The organism is Janthinobacterium sp. FW305-129, assembly GCF_020858115.1.
GTDB lineage: Bacteria > Pseudomonadota > Gammaproteobacteria > Burkholderiales > Burkholderiaceae_D > Janthinobacterium.
Window position 1 is genome coordinate 222515 of the sequence record NZ_JACYMM010000010.1, and the last position, 17958, is coordinate 240472.

At 65.2% G+C, this 17958-nt stretch carries 15 protein-coding genes; 9 read left to right on the plus strand and 6 right to left on the minus strand.

Annotated features, from left to right (window positions below):
- Nucleotides 1-112 precede the first annotated feature (112 nt).
- On the plus strand, nt 113-970 hold the full coding sequence (locus IGS61_RS20885; RefSeq protein ID WP_230541392.1) for a helix-turn-helix domain-containing protein: 858 nt from the start codon (nt 113-115) through the stop codon (nt 968-970).
- A gap of 141 nt (nt 971-1111) precedes the next feature.
- On the opposite strand, the gene ilvB is transcribed toward IGS61_RS20885, so the two are convergent.
- Nucleotides 1112-2866, minus strand: a complete 1755-nt coding sequence (gene ilvB, locus IGS61_RS20890; RefSeq protein ID WP_230541393.1) for a biosynthetic-type acetolactate synthase large subunit — start codon at nt 2864-2866, stop codon at nt 1112-1114.
- 99 nt (nt 2867-2965) lie between these two features.
- On the opposite strand from ilvB, the gene IGS61_RS20895 reads away from it, so the two are divergent.
- Together IGS61_RS20895 and IGS61_RS20900 are read left to right on the plus strand one after the other, a co-directional pair.
- Nucleotides 2966-3427: an Lrp/AsnC family transcriptional regulator gene (locus IGS61_RS20895; protein WP_070217690.1), complete on the plus strand. Its 462-nt coding sequence runs from the start codon at nt 2966-2968 to the stop codon at nt 3425-3427.
- Nucleotides 3428-3519: 92 nt separating this feature from the next.
- A complete protein-coding gene (locus IGS61_RS20900) occupies nt 3520-5997 on the plus strand; it encodes a TonB-dependent receptor (RefSeq protein ID WP_230541394.1) in 2478 nt (825 codons plus the stop codon).
- Here IGS61_RS20900 and IGS61_RS20905 read toward each other — a convergent pair.
- Both IGS61_RS20905 and IGS61_RS20910 read right to left on the minus strand, forming a co-directional pair.
- On the minus strand, nt 5994-6653 hold the full coding sequence (locus IGS61_RS20905) for a response regulator (protein ID WP_230541395.1): 660 nt from the start codon (nt 6651-6653) through the stop codon (nt 5994-5996). The genes IGS61_RS20900 and IGS61_RS20905 overlap by 4 nt on opposite strands.
- Entirely contained in the window at nt 6650-7570 is a 921-nt protein-coding gene (locus tag IGS61_RS20910; protein ID WP_230541396.1) for a histidine kinase, read from the minus strand. The genes IGS61_RS20905 and IGS61_RS20910 overlap by 4 nt, the downstream gene beginning before the upstream one ends.
- Nucleotides 7571-8010: 440 nt before the next feature.
- Here IGS61_RS20910 and IGS61_RS20915 point away from each other — a divergent pair, with 440 nt between their 5' ends.
- The 5 genes from IGS61_RS20915 (at nt 8011) to IGS61_RS20945 (ending at nt 14169) form a co-directional block, all read left to right on the plus strand.
- Complete coding sequence (locus IGS61_RS20915; protein ID WP_230541397.1) at nt 8011-8826, plus strand: NF038120 family PEP-CTERM protein; 816 nt, start codon at nt 8011-8013, stop codon at nt 8824-8826.
- Nucleotide 8827: 1 nt separating this feature from the next.
- Entirely contained in the window at nt 8828-11992 is a 3165-nt protein-coding gene (locus IGS61_RS27990; protein ID WP_329958079.1) for a S8 family serine peptidase, read from the plus strand.
- A gap of 159 nt (nt 11993-12151) precedes the next feature.
- Nucleotides 12152-12769 (plus strand): AIM24 family protein, encoded by a 618-nt coding sequence (locus tag IGS61_RS20935; RefSeq protein WP_230541398.1) that lies wholly within the window; start codon nt 12152-12154, stop codon nt 12767-12769.
- A 17-nt stretch (nt 12770-12786) separates the two neighbouring features.
- Nucleotides 12787-13428 (plus strand): AIM24 family protein, encoded by a 642-nt coding sequence (locus IGS61_RS20940; RefSeq protein WP_230541399.1) that lies wholly within the window; start codon nt 12787-12789, stop codon nt 13426-13428.
- A 3-nt stretch (nt 13429-13431) separates the two neighbouring features.
- A complete protein-coding gene (locus tag IGS61_RS20945) occupies nt 13432-14169 on the plus strand; it encodes an AIM24 family protein (protein WP_230541400.1) in 738 nt (245 codons plus the stop codon).
- A 1-nt stretch (nt 14170) separates the two neighbouring features.
- Here the strand turns inward: IGS61_RS20945 and IGS61_RS20950 are convergent, their stop codons facing one another.
- Both IGS61_RS20950 and IGS61_RS20955 read right to left on the minus strand, forming a co-directional pair.
- A complete protein-coding gene (locus IGS61_RS20950; protein WP_230541401.1) occupies nt 14171-14971 on the minus strand; it encodes an enoyl-CoA hydratase in 801 nt (266 codons plus the stop codon).
- A 41-nt stretch (nt 14972-15012) separates the two neighbouring features.
- Nucleotides 15013-15642 carry a head GIN domain-containing protein gene (locus IGS61_RS20955; protein WP_100875445.1) on the minus strand — a complete coding sequence of 210 codons (630 nt, stop codon included), beginning with the start codon at nt 15640-15642 and terminating at the stop codon, nt 15013-15015.
- Between the two features lie 175 nt (nt 15643-15817).
- Between IGS61_RS20955 and IGS61_RS20960 the strand changes: the two genes are divergently transcribed.
- Nucleotides 15818-16375, plus strand: coding sequence for a flavin reductase family protein (locus IGS61_RS20960; RefSeq protein WP_230541402.1), 558 nt, complete (start codon nt 15818-15820; stop codon nt 16373-16375).
- A 126-nt stretch (nt 16376-16501) separates the two neighbouring features.
- On the opposite strand, the gene gdhA is transcribed toward IGS61_RS20960, so the two are convergent.
- Entirely contained in the window at nt 16502-17845 is a 1344-nt protein-coding gene (gene gdhA, locus IGS61_RS20965) for an NADP-specific glutamate dehydrogenase (protein WP_230541403.1), read from the minus strand.
- Between the last annotated feature and the right edge of the window lie 113 nt (nt 17846-17958).

Below are 17958 nucleotides of genomic sequence, written 5' to 3' on the forward strand. Positions count from 1 at the left end.
GCGTACTCCTGGTGGATGGCGACAATGACATCACTGTAGCGCGCTTGCCGGCGAGCGTCTTGAACGAATACGACATCGCGCGGCGCCCGGCTTTGCCGGTACAATCGTCGCCATGCCTGCCGCCCCTATGCCCCTGACCCGTCTGATCGCGCCGCGCACCGCGCTCGCTTCCTGCGTGCGCGCCTTCCTCGTGCGCGACACCACGCGCAGCGCGCCATTGCCGCCCGCGCAGCGCCTGAACCGCTTTCCCGCCACGCCCATGTGCTGCCTGCTGTGGACCGTCGCGGGCGAGGTCGAGGCGGCGGCGCCCGGCCCCGATTTGCTGCAGGTGCGCATGCCGCCCGCCCTGTTCAGCGGCCCGCGCGGCTATCCGCTGGTCAGCTACAACCCCGGCCCCGTGCACTCGTTCATGGTGATGCTGTATCCGGCCGCCCTGCATGCGCTGACGGGCATCGACATGGCCGTCCTGTTCGACCAGGTGCGCCCGCTCGAACCCCTGTTCGACGCCGACTGGCTGGCGCTGTCCGATGCCGTGCTGGCCGCGCCCGACGATGCCGCGCGCGTCAGGCTGGTGGAGGATTTTCTCGCGCCGCGCTGGGCGGTGGCGCGCAAGAACGGCGACCATCCGGCCGGCGCCGTGCAAGACTGGGTGCGCCGCCTGGGCGTGCAGGCAGCATCGACGGGCCTGGCCAGCGGCGTGCGCAATATCGAGCGCCGCATCAAGGCCTGGGCCGGCCAGCCCATGCGCACCCTGCGCCGCATGCACCGCGCGGAACAGTCGTTTCTCGACGCGCGCGAGGCCATGCTGCAAGGCAATGCCGCATGGAGCGATATCGCCGCCGATGGCGGTTACGCCGACCAGGCCCACCTGTGCCGCGAAGTGCGCGCCATCACGGGCTTGAGTCCCACCGAACTGGCGCGCGCCAGCCGCGACGACGAGAGTTACTGGGTCTATCGCATATGGGCTTGATGCCTGACCAAACCTACTGCGCGTCGGTATAGGCGGCCTGCGATGCTCACCGTACTAGAGTACGGTTGCGCTTCTTAGCCACCTCTCCCTTCCGCTCGCTACGGTTTTGTCAGGCATCGGGACGCTGCGGGGGGATAGGTTTTACGTAGCGGGTTCCTGGAATACCACGCCTTTTGCCAAAGTGACTTCATGGTGGCCCGCGCCGGGCGCCAGCATGGGGAAGCAGTTTTCCGCGCCATGCACGCGCACGTCGAGGAAATACGGGCCCTCGGACGCCAGGCAGGTCGTCAATGCCCCGTCGAGTTCCTCGCGCCGGCTCACCGTGTGCGCCTGCCAGCCGAAGGCGCGCGCCAGGGCGACGAAATCGGGCAGCGCTTCCGTGTAGCTGTGGCTGTAGCGCCCGCCGTGTATCAGTTCCTGCCACTGGCGCACCATGCCCATGTAGCCATTGTTCGACAACACCACCTTCACGGGCAGGCGGTGCTGCACGGCCGTGGCCAGTTCCTGGATATTCATCAGGATCGACGCGTCGCCGCTGACGCACACGACGCAGGCATCCGGGTGGGCGATCTGCGCGCCGATGGCGGCCGGCAAGCCATAACCCATGGTGCCGGCGCCGCCCGAGGTCAGCCAGCGCCGGGGCTGCTCGAAGCGCAAATGCTGCGCCGCCCACATCTGGTGCTGGCCCACGTCGGTCGAGACGATGGCGTCGCCGCTGTCCATGCTGTCGAGCGCCGCCTGCAGCCGCCGCATCAGCGCCTGCGGCGCGATCACCTCGGGCGTGTCGACGAACGCCAGCGAATCCTGCGCGCGCCAGCCGTCGATGCGCTGCCACCACGGCTGGCGGTCCGCCAGCAATCGCCCGCGCAGCTGCGCCAGCAGGGCCGCCAGCACGGGCGCGCAGTCGCCGCGCAGGGCCACGTCGGCGCGCACCACCTTGCCAATCGAGGCCGGATCGATGTCGACGTGGATGACCTTTGCGCCAGGACAAAAGGCGTCCAGCCTGCCCGTGACGCGGTCGTCGAAGCGGGCGCCGACGCAAATCACCAGGTCCGCATGGTGCATGGCCAGGTTCGCTTCCAGGGTGCCGTGCATGCCCAGCATGCCCAGGAAGGCCGGGTGCGAGGCGGGAAAGGCGCCCAGGCCCAGCAGGGTTAATGTACACGGCGCGGCCGCCAGTTTCACCAGCTGGCCAAATGCGGCGCAGGCGTCCGGGCCGGAATTGATGAGCCCTCCGCCGCCATAGAACACGGGCTGGCGCGCGGAGGCGATCAGGCTGGCGGCCAGTGCGAGATCGGAGGCGGCCGGTGGCGCCACCGGGGCCGGCGTGGGAGGGGCAAGTACCGTCGTTGCCTGCACCGGCGCCAGCTGCAGATCCTTGGGAAAATCGACCAGCACGGGGCCGGGCCGGCCCTGCGTGGCTTGCGCATACGCTTCCTGCACGACGGCCGCCGTCTCGTCGGCCGTGCGGATTTGCCGGTTCCACTTGGTGACGGGGCGCGAAATGCCCAGCGCGTCGCATTCCTGGAAGGCGTCCGTGCCGATGCTGGTGGTGGCCACCTGGCCGCTGATGCAGATCACGGGGATCGAATCGCACAGGGCGTCGAGCAAGCCCGTGGTGGTGTTGCTCATGCCGGGGCCGGACGTGACGAAGACGACGCCGGGCCGGCCCGTGCTGCGCGCATAGCCTTCGGCCGCGTGCACGGCCGCCTGTTCGTGGCGCACCAGCACGTGGCGCAATCGGGGCTGGGCGTGCAGCGCATCGTACAGGGGCAGCACGGCGCCGCCCGGGTAGCCGAAGACGGTGTCGACGCCCAGCGCCAGCAGGGTATCGATCAGGGTGCTGGCGCCGTTGTGGGCTGCGCGCGCGAGGAGGGGAGCGGGATCGGGTTTCATGGCCTTATTTTCTGCCTGATGCGGCAGAAAAGGCTGCTGGTTTTCTCGTATAGAATGCATTATTCAGCAAAATTTGCTGCAAAATAGTGAAAGAACAGAATGAAGCTCGATAAATTCGACCTCGCCATCCTGACGGCCCTGCAGCAGGACGCCCGCATCAGCCTGCACGATCTGAGCGCCAAGGTGGGCCTGACCTCGTCGCCATGCTGGGCGCGCATCAAGCGCATGGAAGACGATGGCGTCATCGAAGGCTACACGGTGAACGTCAACGCGGCCAAGGTGGGGCTGGCCGACACCGTCATCGTGCAAGTCACGCTGGACGACCATTCCGACCAGGCCCTGTTCGAATTCGGCCACGCGCTGGCCATGATCCCGGAAGTACTGGAAGCGTTTCTTGTGTCCGGCGACTACGATTACTACCTGCGCATTGCGGTGAGCGACACGCGCGACTACGAACGCCTGTTGCGCGAGCGCCTGTATAAAATTCCCGGCATCCGCCACAGCAAATCGAGCTTTGTGTTGCGCCAGCTCAAGCAGAGCTACCTGCCCCTGCAACGGTGAACCTGTACACGGCGGGAGTTTTTCCCTAGCCCATCCCCGGTGGCTGTCCGATACTGGACAGTAATAAAACCACTATAAAAACGGGGAGACGCATGAAACTGACTTTATTGGCCGCCGCTGCCATGGCGCTGTGCCAGGCGCAGGCCGCCGAACCGGCGATGGCCACCTCGGGCGACTTGCCCACCGTCATCATCACGGGCAGCATGCCGCTGCCCACCGTCGAGCAGCCGCGCGATGCCTTGGCCGCGCCCGTGCAGACGGCCAGCGCGCAGCAGATCGCCGATAGTGGCGCGCTCGACATTTCCGCCTTCCTGCGCCGCAACCTGGGCAGTGTGTATGTCAATGACGTGCAGAACAACCCGTTCCAGCCCGACGTCAGCTACCGCGGCTACACGGCCTCGCCCCTGCTGGGCACGCCGCAAGGCCTGTCCGTCTACCTGGACGGCATGCGCCTGAACCAGCCGTTCGGCGACGTCGTCAGCTGGGACTTGATTCCGCGCATGGCGATCGCCTCGCTGACCTTGATGCCCGGCTCGAACCCGCTGTTCGGCCTGAACACCCTGGGCGGCGCGCTGGCCCTGCAAACCAAGGATGGCAAGAGCAATCCCGGCACGGCCGTCGAAGCGCGCCTGGGGTCCGACAAACGGCGCGGCGTCGAATTCGAGCATGGCGGCAGCAATGCGCAGGGCTGGCACTGGTATGTGACGGGCAACCGCTACAAGGAAGACGGCTGGCGCGACGATTCCCCGTCCGACATGCGCCAGCTGTTTGGCAAGCTGGGCTGGAGCGACGCGCGCACGGACATTGCCGCCACCGTGGCCCACGCCGACAATGCGCTGACGGGCAACGGCTTGCAGGAACAGCGCATGCTGGCGCGCGACTACCGCAGCGTCTACACCAAGCCTGACTTGACGCAGAACAAGTCGACTCTGTTGAACCTGACGGGCAAGCACCAGGCCGGCGCTGGCTTGCTCTTGTCCGGCAATGTGTACTACCGCAAGATCGACACGCACACCTTCAACGGCGACCTGAACGACGAGTCGCTCGACCAGTCCGTCTACCAGCCCGGCGCGGCAGAACGGGCGGCGCTGGCGGCGGCCGGCTACACGGGCTATCCCGCCAGCGGGGCGAATGCGTCGAATACGCCATTTCCGAAGTGGCGCTGCATAGCCAACGTGCTGCTGAACGATGAACCGGCCGAAAAATGCAACGGCATGCTCAACCGCAGCCATACCGAGCAGGAAAACTATGGTTTGTCGGGCCAGTTCACGGCGCTGGCCGACCTGGCCGGCGTGCGCCATGCCGTCACGGCCGGCGCCGCCTTCGATGCCAGCCACGCCACGTTTCGCCAGAGCAGCCAGTTCGGCTATCTGAACCCGGACCGCAGCATCACGCCCGTCGACTTCTTTGCCGACGGCACGCAGATCGACGACGACGGCACGCCCGTCGACAACCGGGTCGACTTGAGCGGGCGCATGCGTACGTGGAGCGTGTATGCGAGCGACAGCATTGCGTTCAATCAAGCATTGACCTTGACTGTCTCCGGCCGCTACAACCGCAGCACCGTGCACAACCGCGACGCCATCACGCCGGGCGGCGGCAGCGGCTCGCTCGATGGCGACCACCATTTCAGCCGCTTCAATCCCGCCATCGGCCTGGCCTACGCGCCGGCCGCGGGCGTGAGCGCCTACCTCGGCTACAACGAAGGCAGCCGCACGCCGACGGCCATCGAGCTCGGCTGCGCCGACCCGGAAAACCCCTGCCGCCTGCCCAACGCCATGGCCGGTGACCCGCCCTTGAAACAGGTGGTCACCAAGACGTGGGAAGCGGGCCTGCGCGGCAAGCTCGCCGACGTGGCCCGCTGGAGCGCGGGCGTGTTCCGCGCGGAAAACCACGACGATATCCTGTTCGTGGCCGATAACCAGGCCGGTTTCGGCTACTTCAAGAATTTCGGCAAGACGCGCCACCAGGGCGTCGAGCTGGCGCTGGACGGCAAGGCCGGCGCGCTGGACTTCGGCGTCAACTACACGTGGCTGCAGGCAACGTACCAAAGCGGGGAAGTGGTCAACGGCAGCGCCAACAGCAGCAGCGATGCGGATGCGCCTGGCCTGGAAGGCAATATCGTCATCACGCCCGGCAACCGGATACCGCTGACACCGAGCCACATTTTCAAGGCGCACATGGACTATCAAGGCGGACGCGACTGGACGGTGGGGCTGGCCATGACGGCCGTGTCGAGTTCCTATGCGCGCGGCAATGAAAACAACCGGCACCAGGCGGGCGGGGCGTCGTACCTGGGATCGGGCAAGAGCGGCGGCTACGCCGTGGTGGAGCTGAACGGCAAGTACCAGTTGACGCCACGGCTCAGCGTGTTCGCCCAGGTAAATAATCTGTTCGACCGCAAATATGCGACGGCGGCCCAGCTGGGCGCCACGGGCTTCGACGCCAACGGCAATTTTGCCGCCCGGCCATTGCCCGCCGTGGGAGGCGAGTATCCGATGGTCAACGCGACCTTTTATGCGGCCGGCGCGCCGCGCAGCGTGAATGCGGGCTTGCGCTATGTATTTTAAGGGTGGGTACTTTCAATAATGCCATTGCGCAGCGCCAGGTGCACGAGGGCGGCGGGGCCGGGCACGTCGAGCTTTTCCCGGATGCAGGTCTGGTGGTTGGCCACCGTCTTGCTGCTCAGGTGCAGCAGGCGGGCGCAGTCGGCGGCGCTGCGGCCTTCGGCCAGCAGGCGGAAGATTTCGAATTCGCGCTGGCTCAGGCTGCTCAAGCGCTGGGCTTCCGCACTGGCCGTGCCTTGCAGCATGCCGGGCGCGCTGTGCGGATCGAGGTAGCGCCGGCCCGCGTGGGCCGCGCGCACGGCGTCGACCAGGTGTTCCGGGTCGGCTTGCTTGCTGACGAAGCCGCAGGCGCCGCCATCGAGCGCGCGCGCGATCAGCTGCGGCGTGTCGTGCATGGTAAATACCAGCACGCGCGCGCCGGCATCGCGGGCCAGCAGCTTGCGCAGCAATTCCAGGCCGCCGATGCCGGGCATGGACAAATCCGTCACGCAGACGTCGGGCGCGTGCTCCTGGTACAAGGCATACGCCGTTTCGCCATTGCCCGCCTCGGCCACGACGGCGATGTCGCCGCCCTGTTCCAGCAGCCGGCGGTAACCGGAGCGCACCACCGGATGGTCGTCCACCAGCATCACGCGGACCGGGGTCAGCGCCGCGTTCATGCCGCACCGGCCGTCAGCGGCATCGCCACTTCGATGCGCAAGCCGTTGCCCAGCCCGCTGATCCAGCGGATATGGCCGCGCAAGCCGGCCACGCGCTCGCGCATGCCCAGCATGCCGAAACCGCCTTCTTCCGTTTTGTCCTGGCGCAAACCCCGGCCATTGTCTTCGATGGCCAGGTGCAGCACGCCGTGCGCATCGGCGCGCAATTCCACCGTGGCATGGCCGGCGCCCGCGTGGCGCGCCACGTTCGTCAAGCCTTCCTGCACCAGGCGGTAGATGGCGGTGGCCGTGCCGTCATCGAGGCTGGCGGGGATGGCGTGCGGCGCGAAATGCGCGAAATGGCAGGCGATGCCGTGTTGCTGGGCCCAGCTGTCGCACAGCGCCTGCAGGGCCGGCGCCAGGCCCAGGCTGTCGAGCACTGGCGGGCGCAGCCGCCGCAGCATGCTGCGCACCATCGCGTGCAGCGCTTCCGACGAGCGGGCGATGCTGGCGGCGCAAGCCTGCACGTTCGCCTGGTCGCCTTCGCGCGCGCGCAGGATGTAGCTGGCGGCGGCGCGGATGGCCGTGCAGTCCTGGCCCACTTCATCGTGCAGCTCGCGCGCCAGCGCGCAGCGCTCCTCTTCCTGCGCGCGCAGCAGGCGCTGCGTGAGGGCGCGGTTTTGCGCCAGCAGCAGCGCCACCTGGCGTCCGCGCCGCACGGCAAAGCCGGCCAGCGCCAGTACCAGCAACAGCAGGCTCAGGGCCAGTTCATCGAGCTGCCAGTGCTCCTGGCGCCAGAGTGCGCGCGTCAGCCGTTCGGCCAGGTCCAGCCTGGTGGCCAGCAGGAAAAAAGCCAGCGCCAGCGCGCCGCACAGCAGGACGGTCCGGCGTGGCCGGGAGCGCGCGCCTGCCTGGGCGCCAAGTTGATGGTGTTCCATGATGCGGTTCCCTGAGCACGGTCGATCCCCTTGTTGTGCAAGCTTCATGCCATCGCTGCAAGAGCCGCGGTGGGCGCGTCATGCGGGGCAGGGGGATGGATGACTGTTCCAGGATGGAACAGTTGTACCGCGATGTGACGGTCGGGTTGGCCGTGACGGGAGGCGCGGTTTTCGAGCTTATCCGAAGTTCTGCCCGCACGCTGGCGCACACGCCAGCCGTGCGATGAATTGTTGTTCAAATGTAACGTTGAGGTTACTCAAACTCTCATAGATAAAACAAAACAAAGTTTCGCAGGCTTAGATAAAAAATAAATAAATGATATTAAAAATATGATATTTGTTTTATGCGATTTGCTATATTTGTTGGCACTTTTGTGAAAAAGCTGAAAGCGGGCGACAGACCTGCCGACCTATCTATCCACAACAATCAAGGGAATAGAATGAATCGTTTATCACCTGCGCGGGTATCGCCCGCCACCGTCTATCCGCCCGCTACCCGCGGTCGCGCCACCGTCCTTGCCGCGCTGGCCACCTTGTCCGTGCTGGCTTCGGCGCCGGCCATGGCCGATGTCCTGACCTTCGATAATTTGCGTCCCGACGTGTATGAAAGCGGCCAGACGCTCAATACGTCGAGCTACAACCTGCTGTTCCTGGCCGACCCGACGACGGCGGCCGGCGGCGGCGTCAGCGGCGTGGGCGCTATCCTCGACGGCCGCGTGGGCTCGTCGTGCGATATCGCCGCCTGCCCGCAGGGTGCCAGCGGCAATTACCTGGCCATCCTCAACGATGGCGGCGTGAACTTTGCGCGCGCCGACCACCAGGCATTCACCCTGGCCGGTTTCGACTATTCCTTTATCGCGCCCGTGTCCGGCTTGCCGAACATGCAGTGGGGCGAATTGCAGCTGAGCGGCACCCTCGGCAATGGCCAGGTGGTCAGCACCTCGCTGGCATTTCCCGGCCAGGGCAGCGATGGCAACTACTATTTCCATAGCGCTTCCCTGTTGGGTGGCTTCAGCAACTACGCCTTCACGGGCCTGACCTTCAACGCCTGCATTTTCAATGATACGGGCGCGTGCAGCAATTCCATCGATTTCCCCGCCTTTAACCAGGGCCAGTTTGCGCTCGATAACATCAATATCAGCGCCGTGCCGGAGCCGTCGACCTACATGCTGATGCTGGCCGGCCTGGGCGCCATCGGCATGCTGTCGCGCCGCCGCAGCGGCAAGTTCGCCGCGTCCACCGTGCAAGGAGCGTGAGATGAAATTACGTCCAGTTTCACTCGCCATCCTCCTGCTGGCCGCCAGCCTGGCGCAAGCGGCGCAGGCGCAGGAACGCCGCTCCTACATCGTGCAGCTGGTCGACAAGCCGGCCGCCACCTACACGGGCCAGGTCGATGGCCTGGCCGCCACCAGGCCGGCGCCGGGCGCGCGCATCAACGTGGGCGCGGCCGACGTGCAGGCCTATCTGAATTACCTCGACACCAGGCAGGCCGCCGTGGCCGGCACCGTCAGCGCGGCGGAAGTCACGCACCGGTACAGCGTCGTCTTCAACGGCTTTTCCGCCTTGCTGACGGATGATGAAGTGCGGGCCCTGAAGAAAAACAGCGGCGTGGCCAGCATCAGCGCCGACTCCATCCTGCAGCTCGACACCAGCTACACGCCCAGTTTCCTGGGCCTGGACAAGCCGGGCGGCATCTGGGAGCAGCTGGGCGGCAAGGCGCACGCGGGCGAAGACATCATCATCGGCATCGTCGACAGCGGCATCTGGCCCGAGAACACGGCCTTTGCCGACCGCCTCGACGAGAATGGCGTGCCCAGCCACAGCGGCAGCAATGTCGTGTACGGCGCGCCGCCGGCCAGCTGGCAGGGCACTTGCCAGACGGGCGAAGGTTTCTCCGCCGAGAATTGCAACAACAAGCTGATCGGCGCGCGCTACTACCGCGCCGCCACCTCGGCGCTGCACTGGACGGAATTTTTGTCGCCGCGCGATTCCGTCGCCGGCCTGACGGGGCACGGCGGCCATGGCACGCACACGGCCTCCACGGCCGGCGGCAACAATGGCGCCCTGGCCACCTCGAACGGCGTATCGCTGGGCAAGGCTTCGGGCATGGCGCCGCGCGCCCGCATCGCCGCCTATAAAGTCTGCTGGACGGCCGCCTCGACGGGCCGCAACGGTTGCGCCACGGCCGACAGCGTGGCCGCCATCGACCAGGCCGTGAAGGATGGCGTCAACGTCATCAACTTCTCCATCGGCCCGAACGCGGGCGGCGGCGCTTTCGACGAACCGACGGAAGTGGCCTTCCTCGGCGCGGCGGCGGCCGGCGTGTTCGTCGCCACGTCGGGCGGCAATTCCGGCCCGGCCACGCCCGCGCCCGACGTGCCGGCGCCCGTCTCGCACATCAGCCCGTGGTTGGCGACGGTGGCCAATTCCACCCACAACCGCTTGTACGCGGCCAACGTCATCCTCAGCAATGGCACGAAGCTGGAGGGCGCGTCGAGCAATGCGAACACGCCGGCGCTGCCGCTGATCCAGTCGCGCGACGCGGGCCTGGCCGGCGTGCCGCCGACGGACCTCAATTTGCTGCGCTGCTTCGGCGCGGCCGATGCCGTGTCCGCCTATCTGGACCCGGCGAAAGTGGCGGGCAAGATACTCGTGTGCGACCGCGGCGGCAACGTGCTGGTTAACAAGAGCGCGAACGCGAAGACGGCGGGCGCGGCGGGCGTGGTCATCGCCAACGTGGCCGGCGGCGCCAACACCATCATCAACCAGGCGCACGTGCTGTCGACCGTGCACCTGGCGCAGGCGCAGGGCGACGCGCTGAAGGCCTTCATGGCGGCGACGCCCGACGGCACGGCGGCGCTGGGCGAAGTCCATACGATCCCCGACACCACGGTGCAGGCGCCCATCGTCAGCGACCGTTCCTCGCGCGGGCCGAACGTGGCCAATGCGAACATCCTGAAACCGGACCTGTCGGCGCCCGGCACCAACGTGCTGGCCGGCGTGACGGCCGACCTGACGCAGGCGCAGCGCGATGCCGTGGCGGCCGGCGGCGCGGCGCCCGTGGCCGAGTGGGATTTCTATTCCGGCACCTCGATGGCCAGCCCGCACGTGGCGGGCGTGGCGGCATTGCTCAAGCAGCAGCATCCGGACTGGTCGCCCGCGGCCATCAAGTCGGCGCTGATGACGACGGCCTTCAGCACGTATTCCGATGGCTTGAACGGTTCCGTGTCGTGGGATGCCACGGCGAAGACTTCGGGCCAGCTGCCGTGGGGCCAGGGCGCCGGCCACATCGCGCCGAACAGCGCGGCCGATCCCGGCCTCGTGTACGACATGTCGGAAATCGACTATGCGCGCTTCTTGTGCGGCCTGAACCTGAAGGTCTACAGCGCCGCCACGTGCCAGGCCATCGGCGGCATCGCCGCCTACAACCTGAACCTGGCGTCGCTGACGGCGGCCAACGTGCTGGGCACGCAGACACTGACGCGCACGGTGACCAACGTGGGCGCCAGCAGCGCCGTCTACAACGTCTCGGCCAGCCTGCCCGGCTACACGGTGGCGGTGACGCCAACGAGCCTGAGCCTGGCGCCCGGCGCCAGGGCGCAGTACCAGGTCAAGCTGACGCGCACCACGGCGCCGGCCAATACCTGGACCTATGGCGCCCTGAGCTGGACGGATGGCACGCACACGGTGCGCAGCCCGCTGACGGCGCGCGGCACGGCGCTGGCCGCCATTCCGCTGGTCAGCAGCGAAGCGGCCACGGGCAGCAAGGTGCTGACCCTGGGCACGGGCTTCACGGGCGCGCTGGTGGGCGTCAAGTCGGGCCTGGTCGAAGCCGTGCGCGAGTCGCGCACGATCGGCCAGGCGGCGACGGGCGCTGCCGCATCGGCTGCCTGCAAGGCGGGCGGCGCCACGGGCGTGAACGTGCACAACGTGGTGATCCCGGCCGGCACCCTGGCGGCGCGCTTCGCCACCTACGATGCGGAAACGACGGGCGGGGCGAATACCGACATGGACATGGAGGTCTACAACGCCGCCAATGTGCTGGTCGGCAGCAGCGGCAACGAAAGTTCCAATGAGCAAGTGGAACTGCGCCTGCCCGCCGCCGGCACGTACAAGGTGTGCGTGATCGGTTTTGCGCCGCAAAACGGCCAGGCCGACTACACCCTGTCGTCGTGGGTGCTGGCGCCCGGCTTGAACAACGGCAACTTCAAGGCGCTGATGCCGGGCACGGCCTACACGGGCGGCACCGCGACGGTCTCGCTGAGCTGGTCCAACCTGGCCGAAGGCAAGCGCCACCTGGGCGCCGTCGGCTACCAGGTGGCTGGCGTGGTGCAGGGCGTCACGGTGGTCGAGGTCAATACCAATGATCCCGTGCCGCTGTTCCAGAACGCGCGCGGCGCCAGGCCGGTGCTGGCCGAGTAAACCGTTCTTTGCGTGAACGCAAGGCGTGCCCCCGGGCACGCCTTTTTTTTTATGCACGCCCCCCCGTTCGGGAGGAATAGCACTTGCATGACGGTAACGCCCCCGGTATCTTGTCGGATAGCCATGGCTTTGTGCCCTGGCATTCTTGGGGAGTCGCGCGTGACCAGTTTCCGCACCAATACCGACCGCCTGCTGGAAGTGCGCCTGCAGGATGAAAAAGTGCTGGCGATTGCCGGCGCCATGGTCGCCTATACGGGCAGCATCAAATTTGAAAAATCCCTGCTCGGTGGCGAGGGCATCTTCGGCGCGCTCAAGCGCAAGGTGACCAACGAAGGCATGCAGCTGATGCAGGCCGGCGGCACGGGCACGGTGTTTTTCGCGCAGAATGCGGCCGAAATCACCGTCATGGCGCTGGCCGGCGAAAAGCTGACCATCGAAAGCAGCAGCCTGCTGGCCTACGACACGGGCCTTAAGACGGGCACCAGCTTTGCTGGCCTGCGCGGCGCCAGTTCGGGCCAGGGCCTGTTTTCCACCACCGTCGAAGGCCACGGCAACCTGGCCGTCATTTCGCGCGGCAACTTGATCATGCTGGAAGTGACGCCTTCCCACCCGCTGCGCGTGGACCCGGACGCCTTCGTCGGCTTCAAGGGCGATATCCGCCAGGAATTTGTTTTTGACGTCAACTGGCGCACCATGATCGGCCAGAGCTCGGGCGAATCGTACCAGCACAAATTCACAGGCCAGGGCGTGGTGTTCATCCAGCCCGCCGAACGTTAAGTCAGCGAGGACCCGCGATGCCTGTCTATCAGCAAATCAATGAAAAGATGCTCGAGGTTAAACTCGGCAATGAAGAAGTGTTCGCCCGCAAGGGCGCCATGGTGTCGTACCAGGGCGACGTGGCGTTCAGCCGCTCCTTCCTGGCCGGCCAGGGCGTGCAAAGCCTGGCCATGCGCGCCGTCACGAACGAGGGCTATGCCCTGATGTCGGCGCGCGGCACGGGCAGCGTGTTTTACGCCCAGGGCGGCCTGTTCGTCACCATCGTCCCAGTGCGCGGCGAAACGTTTTATGTGGAAAGCGACTCCCTGCTGGCCTTCGATGCGCGCCTGACGGCCGGCACCATGTTCCTGGGCAACCAGGGCGGCGTGCAGGGCGTGGTACGGGGCATGGCCTCGGGCCAGGGCTTGTTTACCACCACCCTGCAAGGCACGGGCGAAGTGGCGATTTTGTCCGACGGCAATGCCATCGGCTTGCCCGTCACGCCGGACGTGCCCGTGTTTGTCGACCCGCAAGCGTATATCGGCCATACGGGGCAACTGAGCTCGGCCATCGTCACGGATCTGAACTGGAAAACCTTCGTCGGCCAGGCATCCGGCGAATCCTACCAGGTGAAGTTCACGGGCCAGGGCACGGTCTACATCCAAGCGAGCGAAAGGTAAGCCATGACGATTTACAACCCCGATACCTTGCCGAAGAACGATAACCTGAACCGTTTTTCGTATGTCATCGACGTCAAGGAACAGATATTCATTCGCAAGGGCAAGATGATCGCCTTCTATGGCGAGCTGCGCTTCGAAGCCATGGGCAGCAGCGTGCTCGACTTGATCGTGCGCAATGCCTTCAATGCACCGAAATACGTACACCACTTTGTCGTGGCGCAAGGGCAGGGTCAATTGATTTTGGGCGATAACGGCAACGACCTGGCGTGCTACGACCTGGACAACGCCAACATGACCATCCGCGCGAAAAACCTGCTGGGGTTTACGAAGGACGTGATTTGCCAGGAATCGACCTTGCCCGGCTTTTTGACCATGATAGGCACCGGTAAAGTGATCGCCTCGTCGAACGGCCCCGTGCATTTCCTGGAGCTGCCGTGCCGCGTGGACGAACAGGCCGTGCTGGGCTGGGCCGATTGCCCCAGCCCCTCGTACCACTACGATTACGCCCACGTGCAGGGCTGGGCCTCGGCCGCCGGCGCGCTCACGGGTTTTACCCTGTCGGGCGAGGAAAAGCAGATCGACTTCACGGGCGCCGGCACGGTGCTGGTGCAGTCGTCCGAGCTGGACGTGACGGGCAGTTCCGCCCTGATGCAGTTGCTGGCGCAATTGCCGCTGCTGGGCAAGGAAGACCTCGGTACCTTGAGTCTTTCCGTGCAGCAGCAGATGAAGGAACAGCGTTAAGCTACCTGACGGCCGCCCAATTGGGCGGCCGCTTCTCTAAAAAGGCGGTGACGCCCTCGTCCGCATCCTCTTCCATCATATTGCGCGCCATCACGTCGCCTGCATACGCATATGCTTCGTCCAGCGGCAGCTGGCGCTGTTTGTAAAACATGTGTTTGCCGTAGCGGATGGCCGTCGGGCTTTTCGCCATGATCTGCTGCGCCAGGCGGGCCACGGCCTCGTCGAGCGCCGCGTCGGCCACCGTTTCATTGATCAGGCCCCAGTCGGCGGCCGTGTCGGCATCGATGAAGCGGCCCGTCACCAGCATGTCGAAGGCCCGCTTGGGCGATACATTGCGCGACAGGGCGACGGACGGCGTGGCGCAGAACAGGCCCACGTTGATGCCGGACACGGCAAAGCGGGCCGACGCGCCCGCCACGGCCAGGTCGCAGCTGGCGACCAGCTGGCAGCCGGCCGCCGTGGCGATGCCGTGCACGCGGGCGATCACGGGCACGGGCAAGGTTTGAATGGCTTGCATCACGCGCGAGCATTGTGCGAACAGGGTTTGATAATAATCAAGCTGGCGCGTGGCCTGCATCTGGCGCAAATCGTGGCCCGCGCAAAACGCCTTGCCTTCGGCGGCCAGCACCACGCAGCGCACGTGCGGCTGCTGCGCGATGGCATCGAACGCTTCCTGCAGCGCGGCCAGCATGGCTTCCGACAGGGCATTGAATTGCAGGGGACGGTTCAGGCGCAGGGTGACGAGGCCACCCTCGTCCTCGCGCAGCAGCAGCGGCGCATCGTTATCTTGTGAAGCGGTCATGCGGTCTCCAGTGGCCTGATGGCCTGTTTTTATGGAAAAGCTTACTTGGCGGCATTCACGCTGCCGATGCCGGCGATCGACTTGTGCACGATCTTCGGCTTGCCGTAATAAATCAGTTCGCCCATGCCGCGCACGACGGCGTTCAGTTCGCCCGAGGAATACACCTTGACGGAGCCGATGCCGTCGAAATTCACGTCGACGTTTTTCGCCAGCAAGGCTTTCGTATCGACTTCGCCCACGCCTTGCGCTTTCAGGCGCAGCCAGTCGACCTGGCCATCGGCGGCCAGGCGGCCCGCGCCCTTGTAGCTGATGTCGACTCTTGGGCCATTGAGCTTGGTCAATATCTTCTCGCCCGCGCCTTCCGCGATCAGCTTGCGCAAGGTGGGCATGGTGATGATGACGCGCGGATCGCCCTCGGTTTTCTTGATATCTTTATCCTTCATGGAAATTTTCAGCTCGCCATCGACTACTTCCGTGATCACGCCGCTGAGAAATTTCTGGTCGCCGCGCAGCAGCAGGCTTTGCTCCTTGCCCGATTCCACTTCGATGCTGATGGGGCCGCGGATGTCGATGGCGTTGAAGGCGGCTACCGTGCGGGTTTGCTCGTCGGCATGCGCGAGGGTGGACAGGCAGGCGAGGGACAGGACGGACAACAGGAACAGAGGGCGCATGGCGGTTTCCTTGAGTAGTTGATCTGTGTATTCTATGTTGCAACATCTTCAACGGGGAGAAATTTGCGATGAACTGCACAAATCGCGGCGCGGATGACACGCCGCCATCGGCCAGCCGCGCGCCCGGCGCGGCGCCGTTGGGCTATGCTATGGGGTACCGCGTCCTGGAGACCAGATGAAAAATTACCACAAAGAAGACTATCCCGTCGCCGATATCCGGCGCTTTCTCGAACCGGGGCCGGTGGTGCTCGTCAGTTCAACGTGGAAGGGCGAAAGCGACGTCATGACCATGGCCTGGCACATGCTGATGGAATTCACGCCATCGTTGCTGGGCTGCTTCATTTCCGACGCAAACCACAGCTATGAAATGATCAAGCGCAGCATGGAATGCGTGATCAACCTGCCTACGGCCGACATGGTCGACCAGGTGGTCGCCATCGGCAATTGCAGTGGCGAAGACACGGACAAGTTTACGGCCTTCGGCCTGACGCCGCAGCCGGCCGAGCAGGTGGGCGCACCGCTGATCGCCGAGTGCTACGCCAACTTCGAATGCAAGCTGGCCCAGGTGGCGGGCAACCCGAAGGGCGGCTTCTTCATCTTCGAGTGCGTGAAAGCCCACGTGGCCACCTCGCCCAAGCTGCCCGAAACCCTGCACTACCGGGGCAATGGCGAGTTCATGGTGTCGGGCCGCACGATCAGCCGCAAGAGCCTGATGAAGCCCCAGATTAGCTAGACGCTGAACGTCTGACAGAAGCGTAGCGAGCGGCAGTGAGTTTCGGCCGAGGCGCGCAGCTGTGCTAGAGCACAGCGAGCACCGCAGGCTGAAAATCGCGACGCGCAGTAGCTTATGTCAGATGTTCTAAATCACTCCCTGCGCCAGCATGGCATCGGCGACTTTGACGAAGCCGGCGATATTGGCGCCATCCACATAGCTGACGGAACCATCGGCGCGCGTGCCATACTGCTTGCACGCCGCGTGGATGCCTTGCATGATCTGCAGCAAACGCGCGTCGACTTCCTCGCGCGGCCACGATATGCGGGCCGCGTTCTGGCTCATTTCCAGGCCGGAAGTCGCCACGCCGCCCGCATTGCTGGCCTTGCCCGGCGCATACAGCACGCCGGCCGCTTCGAACGCTTTCGCCGCTTCGATGGTGGTGGGCATGTTGGCGCCCTCGGCCACGCATTGCACGCCATTGGCGATGAGCGTGCGCGCATCGTCGATGTTCAGTTCATTTTGCGTGGCGCAGGGCAGGGCGATGTCGACCGGCACATGCCATGGCGATACGCCCGCTTCGAAGCGCACACCCGTGCGCGCGGCGTAATCGCTGACCCTGCCATACAAATGGTTCTTGACCTCCATCAAAATGGCCAGCTTTTCCGGCGTAAAGCCGTCTTCGTCGATGACGGTGCCGCTGGAATCGGAGACGGTGATGACTTTCGCGCCCATGGCCATGGCTTTTTCCACCGCGTATTGCGCCACGTTGCCCGAGCCGGACACGGAGACGCGCATGCCTTCGAACGAGCGGCCCCGCGTTTTCAACATTTCTTCGGCGAAATACACGGTGCCGTAGCCCGTCGCCTCCGGACGCATCAGCGAGCCGCCGAAGCTGGCACCCTTGCCCGTGAACACGCAGTCGGCGCGGTTGCTGAGCTTTTTCATCATGCCGGCCATATAGCCCACTTCGCGCCCGCCCACGCCGATGTCGCCGGCCGGCACGTCCGTGTCCGAGCCCACGTGGCGGAACAGTTCACTCACGAACGCCTGGCAGAAGCGCATCACTTCGCCCGGGCTCTTGCCCTTTGGATCGAAATCGGCGCCGCCCTTGCCGCCGCCCATCGGTAACGTGGTCAGCGCATTCTTGAACGTTTGTTCGAAGGCGAGGAATTTCAGCACGGACAGCGTGACGGACGGGTGAAAGCGGATGCCGCCCTTGTACGGCCCGATGGCCATGCTGTGCTGGATGCGGTAGCCGCGATTGACTTGCACTTGCCCATGGTCATCGACCCACGACACGCGGAACATCACCACGCGCTCCGGCTCGATCAAGCGTTCCAGCAAGCCTTGTTCCGCGTATTTCGGGTGCTGTTCCAGGAACGGCCACAAGCTCTCCATGACTTCGGTGACGGCTTGCAGAAACTCGGGCTGACCTGGATTGCGTGCGGCGACATGCTGGACATACTCGTGAGCAGATGCGTATTTCATCAGAATTCCATGGAGGTAATCGGTTATTTGGGCAACTATCATCGCAGATTTCGCACAAAAATGGTGCGGAAATTTGGTTTTGAGGGGTTTCTGCTACATTGTGGGGAGTTTTC

Bases quoted from the DNA above. Each gene is read 5' to 3' on its own strand.
- IGS61_RS20885 (WP_230541392.1), top strand. From the start codon at position 113: ATGCCTGCCGCCCCTATGCCCCTGACCCGTCTGATCGCGCCGCGCACC.
- ilvB (WP_230541393.1), bottom strand. From the start codon at position 2,866: ATGAAACCCGATCCCGCTCCCCTCCTCGCGCGCGCAGCCCACAACGGC.
- IGS61_RS20895 (WP_070217690.1), top strand. From the start codon at position 2,966: ATGAAGCTCGATAAATTCGACCTCGCCATCCTGACGGCCCTGCAGCAG.
- IGS61_RS20900 (WP_230541394.1), top strand. From the start codon at position 3,520: ATGAAACTGACTTTATTGGCCGCCGCTGCCATGGCGCTGTGCCAGGCG.
- IGS61_RS20905 (WP_230541395.1), bottom strand. From the start codon at position 6,653: ATGAACGCGGCGCTGACCCCGGTCCGCGTGATGCTGGTGGACGACCAT.
- IGS61_RS20910 (WP_230541396.1), bottom strand. From the start codon at position 7,570: ATGGAACACCATCAACTTGGCGCCCAGGCAGGCGCGCGCTCCCGGCCA.
- IGS61_RS20915 (WP_230541397.1), top strand. From the start codon at position 8,011: ATGAATCGTTTATCACCTGCGCGGGTATCGCCCGCCACCGTCTATCCG.
- IGS61_RS27990 (WP_329958079.1), top strand. From the start codon at position 8,828: ATGAAATTACGTCCAGTTTCACTCGCCATCCTCCTGCTGGCCGCCAGC.
- IGS61_RS20940 (WP_230541399.1), top strand. From the start codon at position 12,787: ATGCCTGTCTATCAGCAAATCAATGAAAAGATGCTCGAGGTTAAACTC.
- IGS61_RS20945 (WP_230541400.1), top strand. From the start codon at position 13,432: ATGACGATTTACAACCCCGATACCTTGCCGAAGAACGATAACCTGAAC.
- IGS61_RS20950 (WP_230541401.1), bottom strand. From the start codon at position 14,971: ATGACCGCTTCACAAGATAACGATGCGCCGCTGCTGCTGCGCGAGGAC.
- IGS61_RS20955 (WP_100875445.1), bottom strand. From the start codon at position 15,642: ATGCGCCCTCTGTTCCTGTTGTCCGTCCTGTCCCTCGCCTGCCTGTCC.
- IGS61_RS20960 (WP_230541402.1), top strand. From the start codon at position 15,818: ATGAAAAATTACCACAAAGAAGACTATCCCGTCGCCGATATCCGGCGC.
- gdhA (WP_230541403.1), bottom strand. From the start codon at position 17,845: ATGAAATACGCATCTGCTCACGAGTATGTCCAGCATGTCGCCGCACGC.